The 20,516-nt window shown below is 45.3% G+C and carries 25 protein-coding genes and 1 tRNA gene; 4 read left to right on the top strand and 22 right to left on the bottom strand.

Annotated features, from left to right (window positions below; translation table 11 throughout):
- Window position 1: 1 nt before the first annotated feature.
- Window positions 2-739, top strand: coding sequence for an SDR family NAD(P)-dependent oxidoreductase (locus tag ICL80_RS10205; protein WP_194211930.1), 738 nt, complete (start codon window positions 2-4; stop codon window positions 737-739).
- A gap of 3 nt (window positions 740-742) precedes the next feature.
- Here the strand turns inward: ICL80_RS10205 and ICL80_RS10200 are convergent, their stop codons facing one another.
- The 7 genes from ICL80_RS10200 to ICL80_RS10170 all read right to left on the bottom strand — a co-directional run bounded on the left by ICL80_RS10200 (window position 743) and on the right by ICL80_RS10170 (window position 5,202).
- The gene (locus tag ICL80_RS10200) at window positions 743-1,552 is read right to left on the bottom strand and encodes a sulfite exporter TauE/SafE family protein (RefSeq protein ID WP_194211928.1); all 810 of its coding nucleotides are present in this window, start codon (window positions 1,550-1,552) and stop codon (window positions 743-745) included.
- Between the two features lie 107 nt (window positions 1,553-1,659).
- Window positions 1,660-1,736 (bottom strand) — tRNA-Pro (locus tag ICL80_RS10195).
- A 276-nt stretch (window positions 1,737-2,012) separates the two neighbouring features.
- Window positions 2,013-2,492: a MerR family transcriptional regulator gene (locus ICL80_RS10190; protein WP_194211926.1), complete on the bottom strand. Its 480-nt coding sequence runs from the start codon at window positions 2,490-2,492 to the stop codon at window positions 2,013-2,015.
- Between the two features lie 16 nt (window positions 2,493-2,508).
- Window positions 2,509-2,799 (bottom strand): integration host factor subunit alpha, encoded by a 291-nt coding sequence (locus tag ICL80_RS10185; protein ID WP_194211924.1) that lies wholly within the window; start codon window positions 2,797-2,799, stop codon window positions 2,509-2,511.
- A 135-nt stretch (window positions 2,800-2,934) separates the two neighbouring features.
- Window positions 2,935-3,978, bottom strand: a complete 1,044-nt coding sequence (gene plsX, locus ICL80_RS10180; RefSeq protein WP_194211921.1) for a phosphate acyltransferase PlsX — start codon at window positions 3,976-3,978, stop codon at window positions 2,935-2,937.
- A 113-nt stretch (window positions 3,979-4,091) separates the two neighbouring features.
- A complete protein-coding gene (locus ICL80_RS10175; RefSeq protein ID WP_194211919.1) occupies window positions 4,092-4,640 on the bottom strand; it encodes a YceD family protein in 549 nt (182 codons plus the stop codon).
- Window positions 4,641-4,668: 28 nt separating this feature from the next.
- The gene (locus tag ICL80_RS10170) at window positions 4,669-5,202 is read right to left on the bottom strand and encodes a ubiquinol-cytochrome C chaperone family protein (RefSeq protein ID WP_194211918.1); all 534 of its coding nucleotides are present in this window, start codon (window positions 5,200-5,202) and stop codon (window positions 4,669-4,671) included.
- Window positions 5,203-5,364: 162 nt separating this feature from the next.
- Between ICL80_RS10170 and ICL80_RS10165 the strand changes: the two genes are divergently transcribed.
- Window positions 5,365-5,862, top strand: coding sequence for an outer membrane protein assembly factor BamE (locus ICL80_RS10165; RefSeq protein WP_194211916.1), 498 nt, complete (start codon window positions 5,365-5,367; stop codon window positions 5,860-5,862).
- 79 nt (window positions 5,863-5,941) lie between these two features.
- Here ICL80_RS10165 and ICL80_RS10160 read toward each other — a convergent pair whose 3' ends face one another.
- The 11 genes from ICL80_RS10160 to rpiB form a co-directional block, all read right to left on the bottom strand.
- A complete protein-coding gene (locus tag ICL80_RS10160; RefSeq protein ID WP_194211914.1) occupies window positions 5,942-8,029 on the bottom strand; it encodes a sodium-translocating pyrophosphatase in 2,088 nt (695 codons plus the stop codon).
- Between the two features lie 231 nt (window positions 8,030-8,260).
- Complete coding sequence (locus tag ICL80_RS10155; RefSeq protein WP_194211912.1) at window positions 8,261-8,767, bottom strand: hypothetical protein; 507 nt, start codon at window positions 8,765-8,767, stop codon at window positions 8,261-8,263.
- A gap of 16 nt (window positions 8,768-8,783) precedes the next feature.
- Window positions 8,784-9,740: a thiamine-phosphate kinase gene (gene thiL, locus ICL80_RS10150; protein WP_194211910.1), complete on the bottom strand. Its 957-nt coding sequence runs from the start codon at window positions 9,738-9,740 to the stop codon at window positions 8,784-8,786.
- A 16-nt stretch (window positions 9,741-9,756) separates the two neighbouring features.
- Window positions 9,757-10,227 carry a transcription antitermination factor NusB gene (gene nusB / locus ICL80_RS10145; protein WP_228073412.1) on the bottom strand — a complete coding sequence of 157 codons (471 nt, stop codon included), beginning with the start codon at window positions 10,225-10,227 and terminating at the stop codon, window positions 9,757-9,759.
- Window positions 10,227-10,661, bottom strand: a complete 435-nt coding sequence (locus ICL80_RS10140; protein WP_194211908.1) for a 6,7-dimethyl-8-ribityllumazine synthase — start codon at window positions 10,659-10,661, stop codon at window positions 10,227-10,229. Before ICL80_RS10140 ends, nusB begins: the two co-directional genes overlap by 1 nt.
- 47 nt (window positions 10,662-10,708) lie before the next feature.
- Window positions 10,709-11,806: a 3,4-dihydroxy-2-butanone-4-phosphate synthase gene (ribB, locus tag ICL80_RS10135; protein WP_194211907.1), complete on the bottom strand. Its 1,098-nt coding sequence runs from the start codon at window positions 11,804-11,806 to the stop codon at window positions 10,709-10,711.
- 14 nt (window positions 11,807-11,820) lie between these two features.
- On the bottom strand, window positions 11,821-12,417 hold the full coding sequence (locus tag ICL80_RS10130) for a riboflavin synthase (RefSeq protein WP_194211905.1): 597 nt from the start codon (window positions 12,415-12,417) through the stop codon (window positions 11,821-11,823).
- 9 nt (window positions 12,418-12,426) lie between these two features.
- Entirely contained in the window at window positions 12,427-13,530 is a 1,104-nt protein-coding gene (gene ribD / locus ICL80_RS10125; protein ID WP_228073410.1) for a bifunctional diaminohydroxyphosphoribosylaminopyrimidine deaminase/5-amino-6-(5-phosphoribosylamino)uracil reductase RibD, read from the bottom strand.
- A gap of 11 nt (window positions 13,531-13,541) precedes the next feature.
- A complete protein-coding gene (gene nrdR / locus ICL80_RS10120) occupies window positions 13,542-14,021 on the bottom strand; it encodes a transcriptional regulator NrdR (protein WP_194211903.1) in 480 nt (159 codons plus the stop codon).
- A 78-nt stretch (window positions 14,022-14,099) separates the two neighbouring features.
- The gene (glyA, locus tag ICL80_RS10115; protein WP_194211902.1) at window positions 14,100-15,380 is read right to left on the bottom strand and encodes a serine hydroxymethyltransferase; all 1,281 of its coding nucleotides are present in this window, start codon (window positions 15,378-15,380) and stop codon (window positions 14,100-14,102) included.
- Window positions 15,381-15,459: 79 nt separating this feature from the next.
- Window positions 15,460-15,897: a ribose 5-phosphate isomerase B gene (gene rpiB / locus ICL80_RS10110; protein WP_194211900.1), complete on the bottom strand. Its 438-nt coding sequence runs from the start codon at window positions 15,895-15,897 to the stop codon at window positions 15,460-15,462.
- A 271-nt stretch (window positions 15,898-16,168) separates the two neighbouring features.
- Between rpiB and ICL80_RS10105 the strand changes: the two genes are divergently transcribed.
- A complete protein-coding gene (locus tag ICL80_RS10105; protein ID WP_194211898.1) occupies window positions 16,169-16,579 on the top strand; it encodes a MucR family transcriptional regulator in 411 nt (136 codons plus the stop codon).
- Window positions 16,580-16,583: 4 nt separating this feature from the next.
- Here the strand turns inward: ICL80_RS10105 and ICL80_RS10100 are convergent, their stop codons facing one another.
- From ICL80_RS10100 to ICL80_RS10090, 3 genes are all read right to left on the bottom strand, one after another.
- The gene (locus tag ICL80_RS10100; RefSeq protein ID WP_194211896.1) at window positions 16,584-16,802 is read right to left on the bottom strand and encodes a DUF6898 family protein; all 219 of its coding nucleotides are present in this window, start codon (window positions 16,800-16,802) and stop codon (window positions 16,584-16,586) included.
- 11 nt (window positions 16,803-16,813) lie between these two features.
- On the bottom strand, window positions 16,814-18,034 hold the full coding sequence (hemA, locus tag ICL80_RS10095) for a 5-aminolevulinate synthase (RefSeq protein WP_194211894.1): 1,221 nt from the start codon (window positions 18,032-18,034) through the stop codon (window positions 16,814-16,816).
- Window positions 18,035-18,164: 130 nt separating this feature from the next.
- The gene (locus ICL80_RS10090; RefSeq protein ID WP_194211892.1) at window positions 18,165-18,644 is read right to left on the bottom strand and encodes a MarR family winged helix-turn-helix transcriptional regulator; all 480 of its coding nucleotides are present in this window, start codon (window positions 18,642-18,644) and stop codon (window positions 18,165-18,167) included.
- Window positions 18,645-18,876: 232 nt separating this feature from the next.
- Here ICL80_RS10090 and hemB point away from each other — a divergent pair, with 232 nt between their 5' ends.
- Window positions 18,877-19,866, top strand: coding sequence for a porphobilinogen synthase (gene hemB / locus ICL80_RS10085; protein WP_194211890.1), 990 nt, complete (start codon window positions 18,877-18,879; stop codon window positions 19,864-19,866).
- A gap of 20 nt (window positions 19,867-19,886) precedes the next feature.
- Here the strand turns inward: hemB and ICL80_RS10080 are convergent, their stop codons facing one another.
- The gene (locus ICL80_RS10080) at window positions 19,887-20,474 is read right to left on the bottom strand and encodes a C-type lectin domain-containing protein (protein WP_194211887.1); all 588 of its coding nucleotides are present in this window, start codon (window positions 20,472-20,474) and stop codon (window positions 19,887-19,889) included.
- Window positions 20,475-20,516 lie beyond the last annotated feature (42 nt).

Here is a 20,516-nt window from a genome sequence, read left to right as displayed (position 1 = left end):
GATGGCAGGTAAACTGAAAGGCAAGCTTGCCCTTGTAACTGGGGCATCCCGCGGTATTGGCCGGGCTGTTGCTTTAAGGCTAGCTGAAGAAGGCGCAGATATTATTGCTGTTGCCAGAAACCGTTCACAAGGCGCGCTTGAGCAACTTGATGATGAGATCACAAAGCTTGGTAGGAACTGCACTATCACCCCCTTTGACCTGCGAGACAGTGATGCTATTGACCGTCTAGGCGGCGCCATCTATGAACGCTGGGGTAAGCTTGACATTCTCGTTGCTAATGCCGCCATATTAGGCCCTATTACGCCGCTTGGGCATATGGCGCCTAAAGATTGGTCGGAACTGCTTGACATTAACCTCACAGCTAACTGGCGGCTTATCAGGTCTATGGATCCGCTTTTAAAGCTTGCAGAACAGGGACGGGCAATTTTTGTAACATCAGGAGCCGCGCATAGTGCAAAGGCTTACTGGGGTGGCTATGCAGTTACCAAAGCCGCCCTTGATGCACTTGTGCAGACCTATGCAAAAGAAACATGTAATACTCCCCTTAAGGTAAACCTGATAGACCCTGGCCCAATTCGCACACATATGCGGTCAAAAGCAGTGCCCGGTGAAGATCCTTCATCTCTTCCAACACCAGATGATATTGCCCCCCTGTTTCTGGAATTAGCGTCTGATAGCTACACTGAAACCGGTGCTATTATAAAGTTTTATGACTGGGCTGGCATTAAGCGTTCGTAAAATTTAATGTACTGTCAGTATGAGCCGAAGTGTTGCCAAAACCAAAAATGACCCAAAGAGGATACTGAGTATTTTTCGTGGGATAGCGTGAGCTGCTTTTGCCCCCAGCGGCGCAAAAAATACAGCCACAGATGCCACAACAATCACAGATGGGATATGGATAAAACCTGCCATGCCTTCCGGCAGGCCTTCAACATCCCTACCCTCAATAAAATACCCTAAACCGCCAAATGTGCTTATAAACAAACCAGCAAGTGAAGATGTACCAACCGCTCGGTGAATAGGCACACCGTAAAGCGTCATGTAAGGCACTGAAAAGCTTCCGCCGCCAATCCCTTTAATAGCAGACAAGAAACCGATAATGCCGGGGTTTAAAAAACGAAAAACTCCACCGGGTAGCTTGTCACCAAGCTTTATTTTATCAAGCGGCAACAGCATTTTAAGCCCCACTAAAGTGGCAAACGCAGCAAATATATAAACCAGTGTTTCGGTTTTCAGCGTTTTTGCAAAGAAGCTACCTGCTAGCGCTCCCAACATAATAGGCCACCACCAATCTTTCATAATAGACCAGTCGACGCCGCCTTTTTTATTATGAGCATGAACACTGGAAATACTCGTTGCTATAATGATGGTGAGTGATGTCGCTATCGCACAGTGCATCCGCCATTCAATTGGTATACCAATGCCTTCAAACACAATAAAAAGCGCGGGTATCGTCACAATACCGCCGCCAATACCAAGAAGCCCCGCCAAAAACCCAGCCCCAGCCCCCGCAACTATCAAGGGAAAAGCATCAATCAAAATTTCAATCACACGATTACCTTCCAAAAACGGGGTATGCCATCACCATATTTTCTCAGCATCTGCCAAGCCATGTAAAAGAAAAACCGTCACACCAAAGTGTAACGGTTTTATTTTATTGGTCGGAGAGACAGGATTTGAACCTGCGACCCCTACACCCCCAGTGTAGTGCGCTACCAGGCTGCGCTACTCCCCGACAGAGATAATAGATGCATAAAACATCCTGTCTGGTTGGCGCGGACTATAGCTTTGCCATTTTAATCGTGCAAGCAAGCATTTACACTTTTTTATCATTTGCATAAATGAGGGTAAATTCTATCAATGCCACAGAGTAGGTAAAAGCCTGTCTGATCTTATGCGTATATCTTCACATTCATAATAGTGACTGTTTTTTAATTAAGTCTAGTTGAGTGCCTTACTCACTAAACATAACCGAACATTTTCTACAAAAGAGAGGAAATAATTTGCCCTGCTAGCTGAGACTTGCGCGCAGTAGTTTCAACCGGCCAATAATATCATGCAGTTTATATGTATTATCCATACTGGAAACACCCATATCATCGACTAACTCTTCACTAATATCAGCTTCATCAGCTTGCTGCTCGGTAAGTAGAGCTTCCGCTATAGCAGCGGTAGTTTGGTCGTCTTCCCCCATTGCCTGCACAATAGTTGCCTTAACACCCTGAGCCTTGAAGAGCTTTTGGACACCACGAATGGTGTAGCCATCGGAATGGAGCAGTTTCTTTATAGAGGTTAAAAGGGCAACGTCATCGGGGCGATAATAGCGTCTGTTACCGCCACGTTTAAGGGGTTTTATTTGTGCAAATTTACTTTCCCAAAAGCGAAGAACATGCTGGGGTAAATCCAGATACTCTGCTACTTCCGAAATTGTTCTGAAGGCTTCTCTGCTTTTCCTGTCATTTGGTAAAGCAGATGAATCAACATCAACCATTCAGGCATACTCCAGGTCAGGAATTGATTTTATCCTTCATCACCTGGCTCGGCCTAAAGACAAGAACACGGCGAGGGTCAATCGGCACCTCTTCACCAGTCTTAGGGTTACGCCCTACGCGGCCATTTTTCTGGCGCACAAGAAAGCTACCGAAAGAAGATATTTTCACATTATCCCCGGCAACAAGGCAATCAGAAATTTCGTCAAGAACAGCTTCAACCAAGTCAGCGGATTCATTACGGGATAAACCAACTTCTTCATAAACAGACTCAGTCAGATCAGCTCTGGTTAATGTAGTCGCCATCATGGCACCCCTTAAGTTATCTAGGAAATCAGAAAAAGGCTAACGCAAGCTCCTACAAGAGTCAATTCAGCAGGATAGGAAACACTGCAATTAAAAGGGTTTAAAGCGTTTATTTGATAAAACTATCGAAGAAAACTGCTATATTGCGCCTCTTTGGTCATCTGCATGTGTAATTTCATTCAGGTCATCAGCGATTAAACGCGTAATATCGTTTTGTGCCATATCAATCGCTGAAGCAACAGCAGAAGCGAAACCATGTGCATTTGCACCGCCATGACTTTTCATCACCAGACCATTAAGACCAAGGAACACACCGCCATTATGATTATTCGGATCCATGTGGTCACGTAGAGAACTAAGCCCGTGCCGTGCTAATAGATATCCAAGTTTTGTGCTGAGTGACGATTGGAAGGCCCGTTTGAGCAGGTCTGTTACCAATCGCGCTGTACCTTCTGCTGTTTTAAGCGCCACATTGCCTGTAAAACCATCGGTCACCACCACATCAACCTCACCCGTTGCAATATTATTGCCTTCTACAAAGCCAACAAAATCAAGAGGTAAATGGCGGGATTCTCGGAGAATATCCGCCGCAGCCCTAATACTGTCTTTGCCCTTCAGCTCTTCGACGCCAACATTTAACAAAGCAACAGTTGGCCTACTTAAGCCAAATACCGTGCGAACATACGCGGCACCCATTATGGCAAATTGCACTAGGTTATTGCTATCGCACTCAACATTTGCACCCAGGTCCAGCATGACGCTTTCGCCGCGCAGTGTAGGGAGTGGTGATATAAGCGCAGGTCTATCGATTCCCGGCATGGTACGCAGCATAAATTTGGCAAGGGCCATTAAAGCACCCGTATTACCTGCTGATAAAGCGACATCAGCAGCACCATCTTTGACCGATTGTATAGCAAGCCCCATAGAAGATTGGCGGCCTTTACGCAGCGCTTGTGATGGTTGCATGTCAGATGACACATAATCTGTTGTATGAATAATCTCGCTGGCTGAAGTCAACTCAGGGAAGCCCGCTATCAAGGGTTTTATTTGGGCTTCATCTCCAAAAACAAGAAATTTGGTGTTTGGAAAAAGTGTCCGCGCCTGAGCGATACCTTCAATCACCATATGAGGGGCACGATCACCGCCCATAGCGTCAACCGCAATGGTTATATTTTTGGCCACAAACTAATCCCATTTTTGCGCCAACGCGCCTTAGTTACACTAAAAAAGGCAGTTATTTATTTCTGCTTTTACATCAATATTTAACAATGACCATAGCGTATAAAATCTTTTGTTCAAGATTCGTCCTTAAGTTTTGACAGAACATCAAATGGATTTTTACGCTCTACATCCGGTTCACCAAAGCTAATATTAGGGTTTTTCCCCAAATCAGGCACGGCCGCATCTGCACGTGGGTATGGATTCATTGAAACAGCAACTGTCTGCGCAACAATTTCACCAACCTCCACTCTATCACCATCAAAGGAATCATAATCTGGCGCATCATCATCAAGATATGTTTCATCAGCATCCATTTGGTCTGCGGTTTCTGGATCAACCAACAAAAGTGTAAAAGGAACATCCAACTGCTCTGGAACATCTTGCAGCGAAACAATACAGCGCTGCACAAGTGCGGTCTTCACTGTGCCTGTAACCAAAATACGGTCTTTGTCACCTACCGCTTTAACTGTTACGGCAGCATCGAGGAAAGAAACTGAAACTAGGTCAAATCTTTCTGCAAGCGTTTTCAGCTGTTCGCTGGTAGCTGTCACTTTATAGCTTAAAGGATCTCTGCCTATAGTGTTCTTTTGAACAACAAAATCCAAATCATGCTGAACAGTCATGCCCATATCTCACTTTCTAGTCGTTGGGTTATTCTGCGGGTGACGGAAAAACAAATTTACAATCTTTAACAGACAAGGTGCTGGTTAATGATAAAAGCTTTTTAACGTGCCTCACATAAGTACCCATCATAAGAAGTGGCGCTTCACTTTCTATATCATACAGGTTTTTTGCCAGCACGTCATGTAACATGTCTTCACTTGCACCATCTTCAAGTGCCGCTTTATAGGCAGCCCTGCGGCCAAGCCACGCTGCGCCCACTTTTTTCATTTCCTTACCGACACTCATGTCACCGATACCCATCTCGCGGAATGACCGGTCCATGTCACTCACCATAGCTTCCTGCAAATAGCGCCTAAGTGGTATAAATTGATCGCCTTCAGCAGAAAGCCGGTCATCGACCAAAAAAAGATGCAAAAGGATCATATCAAACCGACCCTCAATGCTGTCTTGAACACCATACTGTGTATAAAACTCTGGCCTACGCGCCTGATTTACAAGGTCACTGTAAAGTTCATATGCCTTTGTCCGTGCTTTGCGGCGCTCAAAAAAATACCGGAACAATAGCTACACCTTTTTGTTGCCTAAATTGCATATTAGGCGTGTTTATCAACTTTTATAGCGCACGCTCTAACATGGAGCCTTGCACCGCGCAATGGGGACGGCTATTAAAGCTATATAAAACTGTATGCATAAATATGCACAAGTGCCAAGGATGATGATTGTATGACCCAAAAACCGTTCAAACGTAACAGTAAGTTTATCCCTCTTGCTGTTTGTCTTGCAGCCAGCCTTTTAACAACTGCATGCGGTAATACACGTTCAGTGCGGGGGTATGTTTTTGATAATGACCTCGCAAATGCAATCCTTCCCGGAGTGGATAACAGACAATCTGTAAGATCTACACTCGGAACACCAACAGTTTCTGCCGCCTTTAAAGACGATACTTGGTATTATGTTTCAACAACAGTACGTATCAGACCAGTGTTTTGGCCAGACCCAAAAGAACACCGTGTTATGGCTGTTCGTTTTAATGATAGCGGCATTGTTGAAAGTATTGATAATTATGATATCAACGCCATGCAGCCGATTAATCCTGTTGATGACAAGACACCAACACGCGGGCGCACTCTTAATCTGTTTCAGCAAATCTTTGGAAACGTAGGCCGCTTCTCTGGGCAAGCCCCTGTTGGTTCAGACACGGGCCGTGGTCCAAACGGTTAATTTTGTAGACCCTACCTTTCAAGACAAAATAAAAGCCCCGGCAACACCGGGGCTTTTTCTATTTATTCTTTAATTTTAATCAATGCGCCAACATTGCCAGTAAGAGCAAAGCAACAATATTGGTTATCTTGATCATCGGGTTGATAGCAGGCCCAGCAGTATCTTTATATGGATCGCCTACGGTATCCCCTGTTACTGCAGCTTTATGGGCTTCTGAACCCTTACCACCGTGGTGACCATCTTCAATATACTTTTTGGCATTATCCCATGCGCCACCGCCTGCTGTCATTGAAATTGCCACAAACAGGCCGCCAACAATAACACCAACTAACAGGGCCCCAAGAGCAGCAAAGCCTGCCGCCTGCCCAGCAACAGCAGTTATAATGAAGTAGAGTGCTACAGGTGCCACAATAGGCAACAAACTCGGGATAATCATTTCCCTAATCGCAGCTTTAGTCAGAAGGTCAACAGATCGGGCATAGTCAGGCTTTGAAGTGCCAGCCATAATGCCCGGGTTTTCCTTAAACTGTGCTCGCACCTCTTCCACAACAGCGCCGCCGGCACGGCCCACAGCTGTCATCCCCATCGCAGCAAACAGATAAGGCAGCATGGCACCAACAAACAGCCCAACAATGACATAAGGATTGGAAAGGCTGAAATCGACAATAACATCACTGAAATACTCTTTCAGGTCAGCTGTGTAAGCACCAAATAAGACGAGTGCCGCCAGCCCGGCAGAACCAATTGCATAGCCTTTTGTGACTGCCTTTGTGGTATTGCCAACAGCATCCAGAGCATCAGTGCGGCCTCGAACATCATCATCAAGCCCGGCCATTTCCGCGATACCACCAGCATTATCTGTCACTGGGCCGTATGCATCGAGCGCAACAACCATACCGGCAAGAGCAAGCATTGCTGTCGCGGCAAAACCAAGGCCAAGAATGCCAGCAAGTTTAAAAGCAATTATAATACCTGCACAGATCACAATAGTCGGTAAAGCCGTTGACTCAAGAGAGATAGCAAGCCCTTGAATAACGTTTGTGCCATGCCCGGTTTCTGATGATTTAGCAATAGACCGCACAGGTCGGAACTCTGTACTGGTATAGTATTCAGTAAGCCAAATAATAATACCTGTTACAACAAGCCCTACAAGCCCACAATAATATAAAGTGCGGCCTGAAAAAACAGTTGTGCCAGCAGTAAAGGCTTTGTTCATATCACCGCCAAGTGCCCACTGCATCGCAAACCACATAATAATCGCAGATAAAATTGCTGTTACAATGAAGCCTTTATATAACGCGCCCATAATATTATTGGACTTGCCAAGCTTGACAAAGAAGGTGCCAATAATAGACGTAAGTATGCAGCTTCCACCAATGATCAGGGGCAACTGCATAATTTCTGCAGCCCCAACTTTGATAAACAAGGCAGATAGCACCATTGTTGCGCCTATGGTTACAACATAGGTTTCAAAAAGGTCTGCCGCCATACCTGCGCAGTCACCCACGTTATCGCCCACATTATCTGCAATAACCGCAGGGTTACGCGGGTCATCCTCGGGAATACCAGCCTCAACCTTGCCAACAAGGTCAGCCCCCACATCAGCACCTTTAGTAAAAATACCGCCCCCAAGCCGGGCAAATATGGAAATCAAAGAGGCTCCAAAGCCAAGAGAAACAAGGCTATCAATCACCAAACGGTTTGTAGGCGCAATTCCCATTGGCCCGGTCAAAAGATAATAAAACCCAGCAACAGCAAGAAGTGCAAGCCCTGCTACAAGCATACCTGTTACAGCACCAGCCTTAAAGGCCATCGTTAAGCCAGCTTGTAAACTGGTTCTTGCCGCTTCCGTTGTACGAACATTAGCCCGCACCGAAATCAACATACCAATATAACCAGCCACACCGGATAAAACGGCGCCAATCACAAACCCTAGGGCGGATAATTGACCTATCGTGAGAAAGAGAATAATAGCAACCACAACACCAACAAATGCAATGGTTCTATACTGCCTGTTCAGGTAAGCTTGAGCGCCTTCTTGAATAGCCAGTGCAATTTCCTGCATTTTTTCATTGCCAGCGTTCGCTGATAAAATCGAATTACGCGTAAAAATGCCATATAACACGGCAATACCACCGCAAAGCATGGCAGCGTATAATACTTCCATGGGATGTCCTCCCCCTTAAAAACCCAACAAATGGGCAATGGGACGGTAATACTCCCAACAAAATCCGCCCACGGACGGCGATACTCCCCTAACAATCCATCCGGCCCGCATTCAGTAGGTGTGCAGTTTGCACACTCACTATTTAACCTTAGGAAGCAAAAACAAAACTAGCAACAAAGAAAACGGCATGAAAAAGATTCATGCCGTACATTTGACTCACAATTAAACTAATTATCGAGGCATTCTAATGGCTTCAGTGATTGTAACACTTTCTACAATACCATTGCCCATTATACTGTCTGCCTTCTGCTTTAAGATAGTAGCAGCTTTATCCATATCCAGCTCAGTACGATTTTCCTCATCCATCAGGTCTGATTTACTAATGGCCGAGATAAAACCATGTGTAAGCTGAGAGACAGACCGTTTAATCGCAATTTGCCGGGTTTCCCCGCGCACCTGAACATTCACGTTTACAAAGTAGTTGCCAACAAAAATGCGCTTGCTGTTCCGTGTTGCATAAATCGGTACAGCCATGTTCTCAAACGGGATGGAAATTATTGGTTCTTTTTTCTTTTCTTCTTTTTCGTGGATAGCCTCAGCCGAATTGTCATCTTCGCTTTTTGAAGCCGACAGGTAATAGCCTGCGCCGCCGCCCAAACCAACGCCCAAGATCAAGCCTAAAACCAGAAATACCTTACTGGAGCCACCTTCTGGCTCAACTGTTGTCTCTTCTGCCATACCCTACCTGTAATTCTTATCTAAAATGTTGAAACCCTTTATGCTTAACATGCACCAGATTCCCTTTTGGATCAACCAGCCTGACCTCACCCGTATTGTCAATCATACCAATATGCGTAGCGCTAATACCTATTTCTTCTGCAACAGCAAAAATAGATGCCATATCGTTCAAGTTCGCAGTGAAAACCAGCTCGTAATCATCACCCCCGGCCCAAATCATACAAGGTTCTGCAAAACCTGCTGTGATCATCTGACTAACACTATCAGAAATCGGCAACAATTGCTGCTGTATAGTAGCGCCCTTTTCTGAAGCACTGCATATATGCCCAAGGTCTGCGATAAGACCGTCTGAAATATCCGCCATCGCTGTAATATAGCGCGCAGCAGCCACACCAAACTTCAATCTGGGCTGCGGCAAATAATACCGCTCTCTTAAGAAATCAAACCCTGTAAGCTTATTTTCTATAACTTTTAAGCCACCAGCCGCATCCCCTAAGGTTCCGGTCACAAAAACACCGTCTCCTGCCTTAGCACCTGACCGTTTGGTCATGCAGCCTTCATTAGCATGCCCTATCATTGTTATGCTAATAACAAGAGGCCCTTTTATAGATGTCGTATCGCCGCCCGCTAAAGTAAACTCATATTCTTGCTGTAGCTCTAACAAGCCGGATGAAAAAGAATGCAGCCATTGTTCGCTTACACTGTCAGGTAAACACAGCCCCAAAAAGTAAAACTGCGGAACCGCACCCTTTGCCGCAATATCTGACAAATTAACACCAAGTGCCTTTTGAGCCAGCAAAAATGGATCATCATCAGGGAAAAAGTGCACACCAGAAACCAGTACATCTTTGGTTATAACCAAATCTATACCAGCTTTAGGATGGTAACAAGCTGCGTCGTCCTTTAAGCCCAGCCCCTCAGGGCCGGCAAGCGGGGCAAAGTACCGGGCAATCAAATTGAATTCATCCGTCATGATGCCCTGTCACTTTTTATTTGGGGCGGGTAGTTTTAGCCAGTTTATCAAGAACGCCGTTAACAAATGAAATTTCACTACGATCGTAAAATGCGTGTGCAACATCAATATATTCATTGATAATCACGGCCGTTGGCACATCTGGACGCGCAACCAGTTCATAACACCCTGCCCGAAAGATAGCCCGAACGATCGCTTCGATACGATCAAGCGTCCAGCCTTTTGCAAGGCACGGCACAATCATGGCATCCCATTCATCCTTACGGCCCCATGCTCCATCGGTAATGTCAGCGAACAGGTTTGGGTCAGCCTCAATATACTGATCACCCTCAAGTTCAGCTCCAAGCCGGTGTTTTTTATATTCATTTATAACACGGTCAACGTTTGGCTCGTCAGACATATCAAGTTGGTAAAGCGCTTGCACACATCCAAGCCTTGCTGCACTGCGCGGGCCACCCATTTTTTGTTTAGGGCTTTCAGACGCCATTAGGAAACACCATATTTCTTTTTAATCGACACCATTGCAATAGCAGCATTTGCTGCATCAGCGCCTTTGTTTTTCTTACTACGGTTAGCACGCGCCCAAGCCTGATCATCATTTTCAACAGTCAGGATACCATTGCCTACTGCTAGATTGTGCTGAAGTGCAAGGTCTTGCAAACCACGAGCGCTTTCACCACACACATAATCATAGTGAGTGGTTTCACCCCGTATTACACATCCAAGCGCAACAAAGCCATCAAATTTGCCAGATAAAGCCGCAAACTTGATAGCAGCCGGAATTTCAAGAGCACCCGGCACATCAAGGCGTTCATAGGTACACCCGGCAGCTTCTGTGGCCTCAATGGCACCTGCGGCTAGCTCATCTGCCAAATCGGCATAAAATCGCGCTTCAACAATAAGAAGATGCGTCTTAGACATAAGTATTCCTTCATAGGATAGAGCGGCCTTGGTATAAGCACCAAAGCTTATGGGATTTTCCGCTGTTCTACGACATCTAAGCCATATCCATCAAGACCAATAATGTTACTTGTCGTGTTTGAGTATAAAACCATATGCCTTACACCAATATCGCGCAGGATTTGTGCACCAATACCGTAATCACGCAGCGATGACTGTTCCTTATTCTTGCTATCATGGCCATTAATAACATCAGAAGGGCGCTTGCTTATCAGGGCAAGGAACAAAACCACAACCCCCTTGCCTTCCTTCTCTATCTCAGCCATTGCACGCGCCAACTGACCACTTCGAGGGTGGTCCATATCCAGCATATCCTCAAACGGGTTAATCGTATGCATCCGAACAGGAACCGGGTCATCTTCCCGAATATCACCAAGAACAAGGGCTACAGTTTCGCTGTGATCATCATTGGAGCGGTAAACAGCAACACGCCACTCTTTACCGCTTTTGCGCCTAAAGGGAACGTCTGATACCCGCTCAACCAAGCGATCATTTTTAAGGCGGTAAGCTATCAGATCCCGGATGGTTGCAACTTTCAAACTATGTTTTTTCGCAAACTCAACAAGATCAGGCAACCGGGCCATGGTGCCATCCTCATTCATGATTTCGCATATAACAGCCGATGGATTAAGGCCCGCCAATCGCGATATATCGACCGCAGCTTCAGTATGACCTGCCCGAACAAGAACACCACCGTCACGAGCGATCAGAGGAAATACATGGCCAGGCGTTGCAATATCTTCTTTGCTCATTGCTGGGTCAATTGCAACCTCAATAGTACGAGCCCTATCAGCCGCCGATATACCAGTAGTGACACCTGTTTTAGCTTCAATGGATGTAGTAAAAGCGGTTTCGTGGCGGCTTTGATTATTCTTGCTCATAAGATCAAGCCCAAGCTCTTCCACACGCGATCTTGAAAGTGGTAAACAAATAAGACCACGCCCATGCATTGCCATAAAGTTCACGGCCTCAGGGGTTGCCATTTCAGCGGGGATAATGAGGTCGCCTTCATTTTCACGATCTTCATCGTCAACAAGAATATACATTCTGCCACTGCGGGCATCTTCAATGACATCTTCAATTGGGGAGAGGAATGAATGGGGCATTTCAAGCCTTTACATTATTGTTTTTGCAAGCGCGCGACGTACCGCGCCAATATATCAAACTCAAGGTTTACAGCATCACCGGCCTTTGTTGTTCTGAATGCTGTTACTTCCTGAGTGTGTGGAATTAAATTAATCGAGAACCGCGTTTCTGTGTCTGTATCTGTCACAGTATTAACAGTTAGGGAGACCCCGTCTATAGCAACACTTCCCTTTTGCGCAATGAAGGTACCAAACCGGGTAGGAAAAGACACTTCCATATAAATCGAATCATCTATCGAATCAAATTTTTCGATTCGACCACTACAGTCAACATGCCCCGTTACAATATGCCCGCCCAGTTCATCACCAACTTTTAACGAACGTTCAAGATTAACAAGGCTGCCCGGTTTCCAACCACTTAAACTGGTAACGGACAGTGTTTCCCGCGATACATCTGCTTCAAACCAGTCGGCACCTTTATCAACAACAGTAAGGCAAACACCCGAGCACGCGATAGATGCACCAATAGCAATTCCCGACGTATCATACGAGGTTCTTATCGCAACACGAATATCACCATCCCCTTCAAGGGACAGTACACTACCAACATCTGTGACAATTCCAGTAAACATAATGTTCAGTTACTCTGTCTGAATATAGGTTGCAAGTAAATCATCGCCTATAATTTGGGTCCGCACTTGTTTTAAATGGGGCGCATGTGCCAGATCGGCAAGGGATAAATTACCTATGGCATTAATTCCTTCAGCACCGATGGCTTTACCTGCTGTAAAATGATAAAGTACATCAACCAAGCCTTCCCTGAAAAATGACGCATATACCTGTGCTCCGCCTTCTATAAGGCAGCGTGTAATGCCTTTTGCGGCTAAGATAGTAGCCACCATTTTTAAATCATATGTATTGGCCACTGTAACAAGTTCTACACCGTCTATTTTTGCAACTGCCGTTACTTTGCTGGGGCTACACTTATCTTCAGTAGAAATAATCATGACAGGGTGCATGGCACTTGCCGTTTTGAATAAGGCGGAATCTATTGGTGTTTGAAGGGAACTATCCAAGACAATACGAATTGGCGACCCCTTCTCAAGGCCAGTTATCCTACACCTTAAATCAGGGTTATCAGCAAGCACCGTATTAACACCCACCAAAATAGCATCATGCTGGTATCGTAGCATATGACCATAACGGCGGGCTTGAATGCCTGTAATCCATTTGCTTTCCCCAGTTGCAGTGGCAATTTTACCGTCAAGGCTTGATGCAATTTTCAGGGAAAACAAAGGCCGATCTTTTATTACAGTATTAAAAAAACCTGCGTTTACAGCGCGGGCCTCTGCCTCCAAAACACCAGTGGTAACCTCAACCCCAGCGGCACGTAGCTTACGAATACCCGCACCGTTCACCCTACTGTCTATGTCTTCCACCGCCACAACAACTCGCGATAAGCGAGCTTTGATCAAGGCATCGACACAAGGGGGCGTTTTTCCAAAATGGGAGCAAGGCTCAAGAGTAACAAAAGCAGTAGCACCAGCAGTATTTTCTCCAGCCTGATCAAGCGCTACGGTTTCGGCGTGGGGTCTGCCGCCGGGCTGGGTCCAGCCACGGCCTATAATAACACCACCTTTAACAAGAAGGCACCCAACCGCAGGGTTAGGTGCCACATTGCCCAGACCGCGCGCGGCAAGAGCAAGCGCATGTCGCATCCATTTAATATCATCTACGAATGCCAAAGCTCATCCTATCAGTCTTCAACAAACCCTTCATCTTCTTCCACACCTGTCATTTTCCCCAAAAACTTCTCAAAGTCAGAAGCTTCCCGGAAATTACGGTAAACAGAGGCATAGCGCACGTAAGCAACCTGATCGAGGCTCTCTAGTCCTTCCATAACAAGCTTGCCAATTGTCTCTGAATCAATGTCACTTTCACCCATCGATTCAAGACGGCGTACAATTCCATTGATCATTCGTTCTATACGATCAAGCTCAACAGGTCTTTTCCGTAGGGCAATATCAAGTGACCGCTCAAGTTTATTCCGCTCAAAGGGAACGCGCCTGCCATTTTTCTTCAAAACAGTCAGCTCACGTAGTTGAACCCGTTCAAAGGTTGTAAACCGTGCACCACACGCAGGGCAATAACGCCTCCTTCGAATAGCAGACTTATCATCCGATGGCCGTGAATCCTTAACCTGAGTATCTTCGTTCTGACAAAATGGACAGCGCATAACGCCCTACCCCCCTAGGTAAAATTGGTTTTGGGTGCAGCCACTACTCTGCACCCTTCATTTCTATTTACCCAATCTTTAATAAATTGGGAAGCGAGTACAAAGTTCAGCCACTTTTACACGAACGGCAGCTTCAGCAGCTTCATTATTATCAGGATTTGCAGCCAAACCATCCAGAACTTCTGTAATCATATCTGCAATCTGAACAAATTCTTCAACAGCAAAACCGCGCGTTGTGCCAGCAGGTGTGCCAAGGCGAATGCCTGATGTTATAAAAGGTTTTTCTGGGTCAAATGGCACACCGTTTTTGTTACAGGTCATTAATGCGCGCTCAAGCGCTTCGTCAGCAGACTTGCCTGTTAAGCCTTTTGGGCGCAAATCCACTAAAACCACATGCGTATCTGTACCACCAGAAACAATATCAAATCCATTTTCTTTCAAACGAGCTGCCAGAGCCTTAGCGTTTTCAATAACCTGAGCAGCATACTTTTGGAACTCAGGTCGTAAGGCTTCACCAAAAGCAACGGCTTTTGCCGCGATAACGTGCATCAATGGGCCACCTTGAAGACCCGGAAAAACAGCAGAGTTAATCTTCTTAGCAATGGCTTCATCGTTTGTCAGGATCATACCCCCACGTGGACCGCGCAGTGTTTTGTGCGTAGTTGTCGTTACAACATGGGCATATTCAAGAGGGTTCGGGTGTTCTTTACCTGCTACCAGTCCAGCAAAGTGGGCCATATCAACCATTAAAAGAGCACCAACACTGTCTGCAATCTCGCGGAATTTTTTAAAATCAATCACACGTGGGTATGCAGAACCACCTGCAATAATGATAGTCGGCTTATGCTCTTTAGCGAGCGCGGCCACTTCATCAAAATCAATAAGGGCATCTTCGCGGCGAACACCGTACTGAACAGCATTAAACCACTTGCCAGAAAGCGCAGGTGCCGCACCGTGTGTAAGGTGGCCACCAGCATCAAGGGACATACCAAGGATCGTATCACCAGGCTTTGCGAGTGCCAGCATAACCGCACCATTCGCCTGAGCACCAGAATGAGGCTGAACATTTACATAACCAGCATTAAACAGCTTTTTAGCGCGCTCTACTGCAAGGTCTTCCGCTATGTCAACATGGTGACAGCCCTGATAGTAACGGCGTCCAGAATAGCCTTCTGCATATTTATTAGTAAGAACAGAACCTTGCGCTTCAAGAACTGCTTTGCTTACAATATTTTCAGAGGCAATCAATTCAATCTGGGTTTGCTGGCGCAGTAATTCACCATCAATAGATTTAAGAAGTTCACTGTCAGTATCAGCTAAACTGGAAGTAAAAAAACCATCTTGTCTAAAACTGGTCATATTCAATAGTCCTTAAAGTACACAAAATTAATGGAATCAACTAATAGCTTAAACAGCTGGTACACATCATAATACTACTTCAGCTTCCCAGCTTATCCACGCGCCGCTGATGGCGCCCTCCTTCAAAATCTGTCGTTAAAAAGGCATTCACACAGTCAAGCGCTGTTTCAATGCCGATCAAACGGGCGCCAAGCGCCAAAACATTTGCATCATTGTGCTGACGAGAAAGTCGGGCAGACAGGCCTGACTCACACAGCGCTGCACGAACTGCGGGATTTCTGTTTGCTGCAATGGAAATACCAATTCCTGAACCACAAATAAGAATACCACGGCTAGCCTTATCAGAGGCAATCGCGTCGCCCATAGCGCGGCCGAAATCTGGGTAGTCTACTGATTCAGAACCATTTGTTCCCAAGTCAAGTACCTGATAGCCCTGACTAGCCAAGTGAGACTTTATGTCTTCTTTGAGAGAAAAGCCCGCATGGTCACAGGCGACTGCAATAATATTATCGCTCATTTCATGGCCTCTAAAGATATGAGCTTAAGCTCTATTCAACACCTAGTAGCGGTCAATATCACAGATAAAGTCATAACCCAAGAAAAGCTTCCTCTAGATATTGACTTTATGAAGTTCTCATAAAAACAAGCACGCAATACTTGCATACACCAATTTATTAACACTTTGTTAACAATAAAAACTTTGTTTATTTAACTATTTAATGTTGTATTTCTACTAAAAATACGGCAAAAACATAAACTAGATAAGAGGAAATTGGAGCGTCTATTTAATGTCGGACAATTCACTTGACTTAATACCTTCAAATGACATGCTTGGACTTGCTGCTGATATTGTTACTGCTTACGTTAGTAATAATACAGTTACGTCAGATGAATTACCTGAAGTCATCAAAACTGTGTATTCTACACTTTATACTTTAGGTACCGTGACAAATGTCCCGGAAACCTTGAAGCCTGCCATTCCGATTAAAAAATCATATACAGATGATTATATTATCTGCCTCGAAGATGGTAAAAAGCTTAAAATGCTGAAACGCTATCTGCGCACGCATTATGATATGACCCCAGAAGAATACCGCGCAAGGTGGGATTTACCACCAGATTACCCAATGGTCGCCCCTTCATACGCAACAAAAAGATCAGAGTTTGCCAAGAAAATTGGGCTTGGTAAAAAGCGTTAGCCCATTAAGCCAATAAACCACTTTTAGAATTAGTCATATTTTTCGCATCCCGTTCCATAACGTATCGCAGCTTTTGCACAGCGATACGTTCAAGTTCTGCACGAGGTGCTTTAGGGTCACCCACTATGCTAACTTCACGGCCTGTACGCTCGCAAATGGCACAGACCTTTAAGGTGTTACCAATGGTTATAAACTCTACAATGATATTACCGGGCTTTGCCATTCAGTAAAACCTTACATAGCAACAGAACGCGTCAACTCCATCCGCTTCCACACATCTCTTAAGGCTTCAACAAGGCTATCCATAGCTTTGTCGTCGTGTAGAGGCCCGGGTGTAAAGCGCAGGCGCTCTGTGCCCCGTGGGACAGTCGGGTAATTGATAGGTTGCACATAAATACCATATTCGTTCAGAAGCATATCAGAGACTTCTTTACAGAGAACGGGATCCCCAACAAAAACAGGGACAATGTGACTAACAGAATCCATAACAGGTAAGTTGGCTGCAGCAAGGCGCTTTTTCAGCACTGCAGCACGTTCCTGTTGTGCTTCCCGCTCTACAGAGCTGCCTTTAAGGTGCCTGATACTTGCCAATGCACCGGCTGCCAATACAGGGCTTAAGGCTGTTGTAAAAATAAAGCCGGCGGCCTGACTGCGTACCACATCAACAATTGCTTTTGATGAGGTAATATAACCACCCATAACACCAAAGGCTTTACCAAGTGTACCTTCAATAATGGTCACTCTATCGGCAACGCCGTCACGTTCAGAAACACCGCCACCATGAGCGCCGTACATACCAACCGCATGCACTTCATCAAGGTATGTAATAGCACCGTATTTGTCAGCTAGATCACAAATCTCTGCGATAGGCGCAATATCACCGTCCATAGAATAAACCGATTCAAACGCAATAAGCTTCGGCACAGACGGGTCTGTTGCTTTCAACAGTTCCTCAAGATGGGCCACATCATTATGGCGGAAGATATGACGCTTTGCACCGCTGTTACGAATACCCTGTATCATTGAAGCATGATTAAGTGCGTCAGAGAAAATAACACAGCCCGGCAATAGTTTTGCAATTGTTGAAAGCGTAGCCTCGTTTGAAATATATCCTGACGTAAATAACAAAGCTGTTTCTTTACCGTGCAGATCTGCCAGCTCTTTCTCGAGAAGAACGTGATAATGGTTTGTGCCTGCAATATTACGGGTGCCACCTGCCCCTGCCCCTGTTTCATCAAGGGCAGTATGCATTGCTTCAAGCACTTTGGGATGCTGGCCCATGCCAAGATAGTCGTTAGAGCACCATACCGTGATAGTGCGTGCATTATCACCAGCATCGTGGCGTACCGCACGAGGAAAGTTTCCACGTTCGCGCGATATATCAGCAAATACCCGGTACCGGCCTTCTGACCGAATAACCTCTATTGCATCAGCGAATATCTTTTCATAATCCATCACGTCATTCCGTTACTTTACACAGAACCTGAGTTTCCTGCTTGTTACAGCATCAAATCCCAGACGTCCAGCGTCGAAAATGTCGCAGGCCCTGTTACACGTCTTCATTCTAAACGAATATGACCCTTTTCTAAAGACCAAAATGGATTTTGTCTGACCAAAAACGCTCAAGGTTCCTAAGGTTTTTACGCAGACTTTTCAATTCATCATGGTTTATCAGGTCATCCTGCATAAGTTCGTCAAGATGTCTTTGATAAAGCTCGTCCATTACCTTTCTAATTTCATACCCTTTATCAGTTAACGAAATACGAACAGCACGACGATCATAATCTGAACGTTCATGGCGCAGATACCCCATTTCAACAAGTTGTTTAAGATTATAGGAAACATTCGATCCCTGATAATAGCCACGGCTTTTAAGCTCACCCGCCGTCATTTCATTTTCGCCGATATTATATAAAAGTAATGCCTGCACGGGGTTTAGCTCGTTCAAACCAATATTTTCTAAATGGCTTTTCAAAACGTCAAGAAGCCGCCTGTGCAGTCGCTCAACCAGCGACAAAATATCCAAAAACAAATATTTTGGATCATTAAAGTCATATCCACTCATTTTTCAAACCCGCCTGATTATTATACACCTGAGTTAAACTTTAGACCAAATATCAATAGTCTATAACATTTGATTCGATTTTTCATCGAATCTGCACGATTACACTGCGTCAATAAGTCCTAACTCTTTATTAAAGATAAAATTCTACTTAAATTGTGTCTATATGCTGTCTTTTCGTGACACATGAAAACCATTTAGCTAGGTTGCTATGGTTCAATTTCACGAGGTAAATATGTCTGCCAAATTTCCATCCACACGCTTACGCCGCCCCCGCTCATCTGATTGGTCAAGGCGTATGATTCAGGAACATATTCTAACACCCAATGATTTGATCTGGCCGCTTTTCATTAGTGAAGGCAGCAATGTGAAAGACCCAGTAACCTCCATGCCCGGTGTCTTCCGGTTTTCGGTTGATAATCTCATAGCCGAGGTAAAACATGCCAAAGCACTTGGCATTCCCTGTATTGCTCTATTTCCAAACACACCTGCAAGCTTGCGATCAGAGCGTGGGGATGAAGCTCTAAACCCTGACAATCTAATTAATACCGCAATGCGGGCTATAAAAGATGCGGTGCCTGACATCGGCGTTTTAGCTGATGTTGCCCTTGACCCCTACACAAGCCACGGCCAAGACGGCCTACTTGAAAATGGGCATGTTTTAAATGACGAAACAATCGGCGTACTGGTTCAGCAGGCTGTTGTGCAGGCAGAAGCTGGCGCAGACATTGTTGCCCCTTCTGATATGATGGATGGCCGAATAGGCGCGATTAGGGGTGAACTAGACAAAGCCGGATATGCCCATGTTCAAATTATGGCCTACAGCGCAAAATACGCTTCAGCATTTTACGGCCCATTCAGGGATGCTGTTGGCAGCACAGGTGTATTAAGCGGCGATAAAAAAACCTACCAAATGGACCCAGCAAATAGGCTTGAAGCCTTAAGAGAAGTTGAACTTGATATTGCAGAAGGTGCTGACAGCGTTATGGTAAAGCCCGGCATGCCGTATCTTGATATTATCCGCGAGATTAAAGACGCCTTCAAAGTGCCGACATTCGCCTATCAGGTATCAGGCGAATATGCCATGCTTGTTGCAGCGGCCAATAATGGCTGGCTAGACCGCGATAAAGTAATAGCTGAAGCACTGCTTTCTTTTAAACGCGCTGGTGCTGACGGCATATTAACCTATTTTGCCCGTGAGATCGCAGAAAAAATGAACGATTAAAGAGCGAAAACAAAACGCTGTCACGGCTTTGCTGTATCAGTCTTTTCTTGCTCTGCTTCAGTCGGCACAGGAAACTCTACCATCATATACTTCATATTAGCTTTTTCTTGTGCCACTTCCCACCGCACACCAAGTTCATGCGCCTGATAAAATACCGGTAGTATCATACCGCTTTCTTTATGTTCGCGGCAGGTACGGCTAATATTTTTGGGTGTCCCGTCATTCCATGCCCTGAACGATTGCTCAGAAAGGCTACTTCCATCCTGCCATTTAATCTCGGCAGTTTCGTTACATTCAACATGAAGGCCAATCCACATAGGATTTGTTCTGATATCTGGAAAATTAACCAGTAAAAAATAATGGGTATTACCTGATTTTACTTCTGCTAATCGTCCTTCTCGCCCTTGGTAGTGATACCCTTTCACCATACGGTTAGCATGCTCCCATGTGTACGGGGGCCTACCATAAAACTCAAAAACCTGATAATAACTGCCAGTGTCCGGTTCCAAAATAGCATTGCCCATCGGGCGCGCAACGGCCGTCCCAGTATCATCAATATCTGTTTGAAACATCATGGCCGCAGCAATTAGCAGTCCCGAGAAAAACATAGCTTCTCCTGTGTTAGGTGGCTCAGTCTATATAGTTTACTA

The sequence above is a fragment of the Kordiimonas pumila genome (genome assembly GCF_015240255.1).
Lineage (GTDB): Bacteria > Pseudomonadota > Alphaproteobacteria > Sphingomonadales > Kordiimonadaceae > Kordiimonas > Kordiimonas pumila.
The sequence above is the reverse complement of the archived record's forward strand: the minus strand, read 5'-3'. Positions and strand labels throughout refer to the sequence as shown.

Excerpts from the sequence above, each read along its gene's own strand:
- ICL80_RS10205 (WP_194211930.1), top strand. The coding sequence starts at position 2 with ATGGCAGGTAAACTGAAAGGCAAGCTTGCCCTTGTAACTGGGGCATCC.
- ICL80_RS10190 (WP_194211926.1), bottom strand. The coding sequence starts at position 2,492 with ATGGTTGATGTTGATTCATCTGCTTTACCAAATGACAGGAAAAGCAGA.
- ICL80_RS10185 (WP_194211924.1), bottom strand. The coding sequence starts at position 2,799 with ATGATGGCGACTACATTAACCAGAGCTGATCTGACTGAGTCTGTTTAT.
- ICL80_RS10175 (WP_194211919.1), bottom strand. The coding sequence starts at position 4,640 with ATGACTGTTCAGCATGATTTGGATTTTGTTGTTCAAAAGAACACTATA.
- ICL80_RS10165 (WP_194211916.1), top strand. The coding sequence starts at position 5,365 with ATGACCCAAAAACCGTTCAAACGTAACAGTAAGTTTATCCCTCTTGCT.
- ICL80_RS10160 (WP_194211914.1), bottom strand. The coding sequence starts at position 8,029 with ATGGAAGTATTATACGCTGCCATGCTTTGCGGTGGTATTGCCGTGTTA.
- ICL80_RS10155 (WP_194211912.1), bottom strand. The coding sequence starts at position 8,767 with ATGGCAGAAGAGACAACAGTTGAGCCAGAAGGTGGCTCCAGTAAGGTA.
- thiL (WP_194211910.1), bottom strand. The coding sequence starts at position 9,740 with ATGACGGATGAATTCAATTTGATTGCCCGGTACTTTGCCCCGCTTGCC.
- nusB (WP_228073412.1), bottom strand. The coding sequence starts at position 10,227 with ATGGCGTCTGAAAGCCCTAAACAAAAAATGGGTGGCCCGCGCAGTGCA.
- ICL80_RS10140 (WP_194211908.1), bottom strand. The coding sequence starts at position 10,661 with ATGTCTAAGACGCATCTTCTTATTGTTGAAGCGCGATTTTATGCCGAT.
- ribB (WP_194211907.1), bottom strand. The coding sequence starts at position 11,806 with ATGCCCCATTCATTCCTCTCCCCAATTGAAGATGTCATTGAAGATGCC.
- ICL80_RS10130 (WP_194211905.1), bottom strand. The coding sequence starts at position 12,417 with ATGTTTACTGGAATTGTCACAGATGTTGGTAGTGTACTGTCCCTTGAA.
- nrdR (WP_194211903.1), bottom strand. The coding sequence starts at position 14,021 with ATGCGCTGTCCATTTTGTCAGAACGAAGATACTCAGGTTAAGGATTCA.
- glyA (WP_194211902.1), bottom strand. The coding sequence starts at position 15,380 with ATGACCAGTTTTAGACAAGATGGTTTTTTTACTTCCAGTTTAGCTGAT.
- rpiB (WP_194211900.1), bottom strand. The coding sequence starts at position 15,897 with ATGAGCGATAATATTATTGCAGTCGCCTGTGACCATGCGGGCTTTTCT.
- ICL80_RS10105 (WP_194211898.1), top strand. The coding sequence starts at position 16,169 with ATGTCGGACAATTCACTTGACTTAATACCTTCAAATGACATGCTTGGA.
- ICL80_RS10100 (WP_194211896.1), bottom strand. The coding sequence starts at position 16,802 with ATGGCAAAGCCCGGTAATATCATTGTAGAGTTTATAACCATTGGTAAC.
- hemA (WP_194211894.1), bottom strand. The coding sequence starts at position 18,034 with ATGGATTATGAAAAGATATTCGCTGATGCAATAGAGGTTATTCGGTCA.
- ICL80_RS10090 (WP_194211892.1), bottom strand. The coding sequence starts at position 18,644 with ATGAGTGGATATGACTTTAATGATCCAAAATATTTGTTTTTGGATATT.
- hemB (WP_194211890.1), top strand. The coding sequence starts at position 18,877 with ATGTCTGCCAAATTTCCATCCACACGCTTACGCCGCCCCCGCTCATCT.
- ICL80_RS10080 (WP_194211887.1), bottom strand. The coding sequence starts at position 20,474 with ATGTTTTTCTCGGGACTGCTAATTGCTGCGGCCATGATGTTTCAAACA.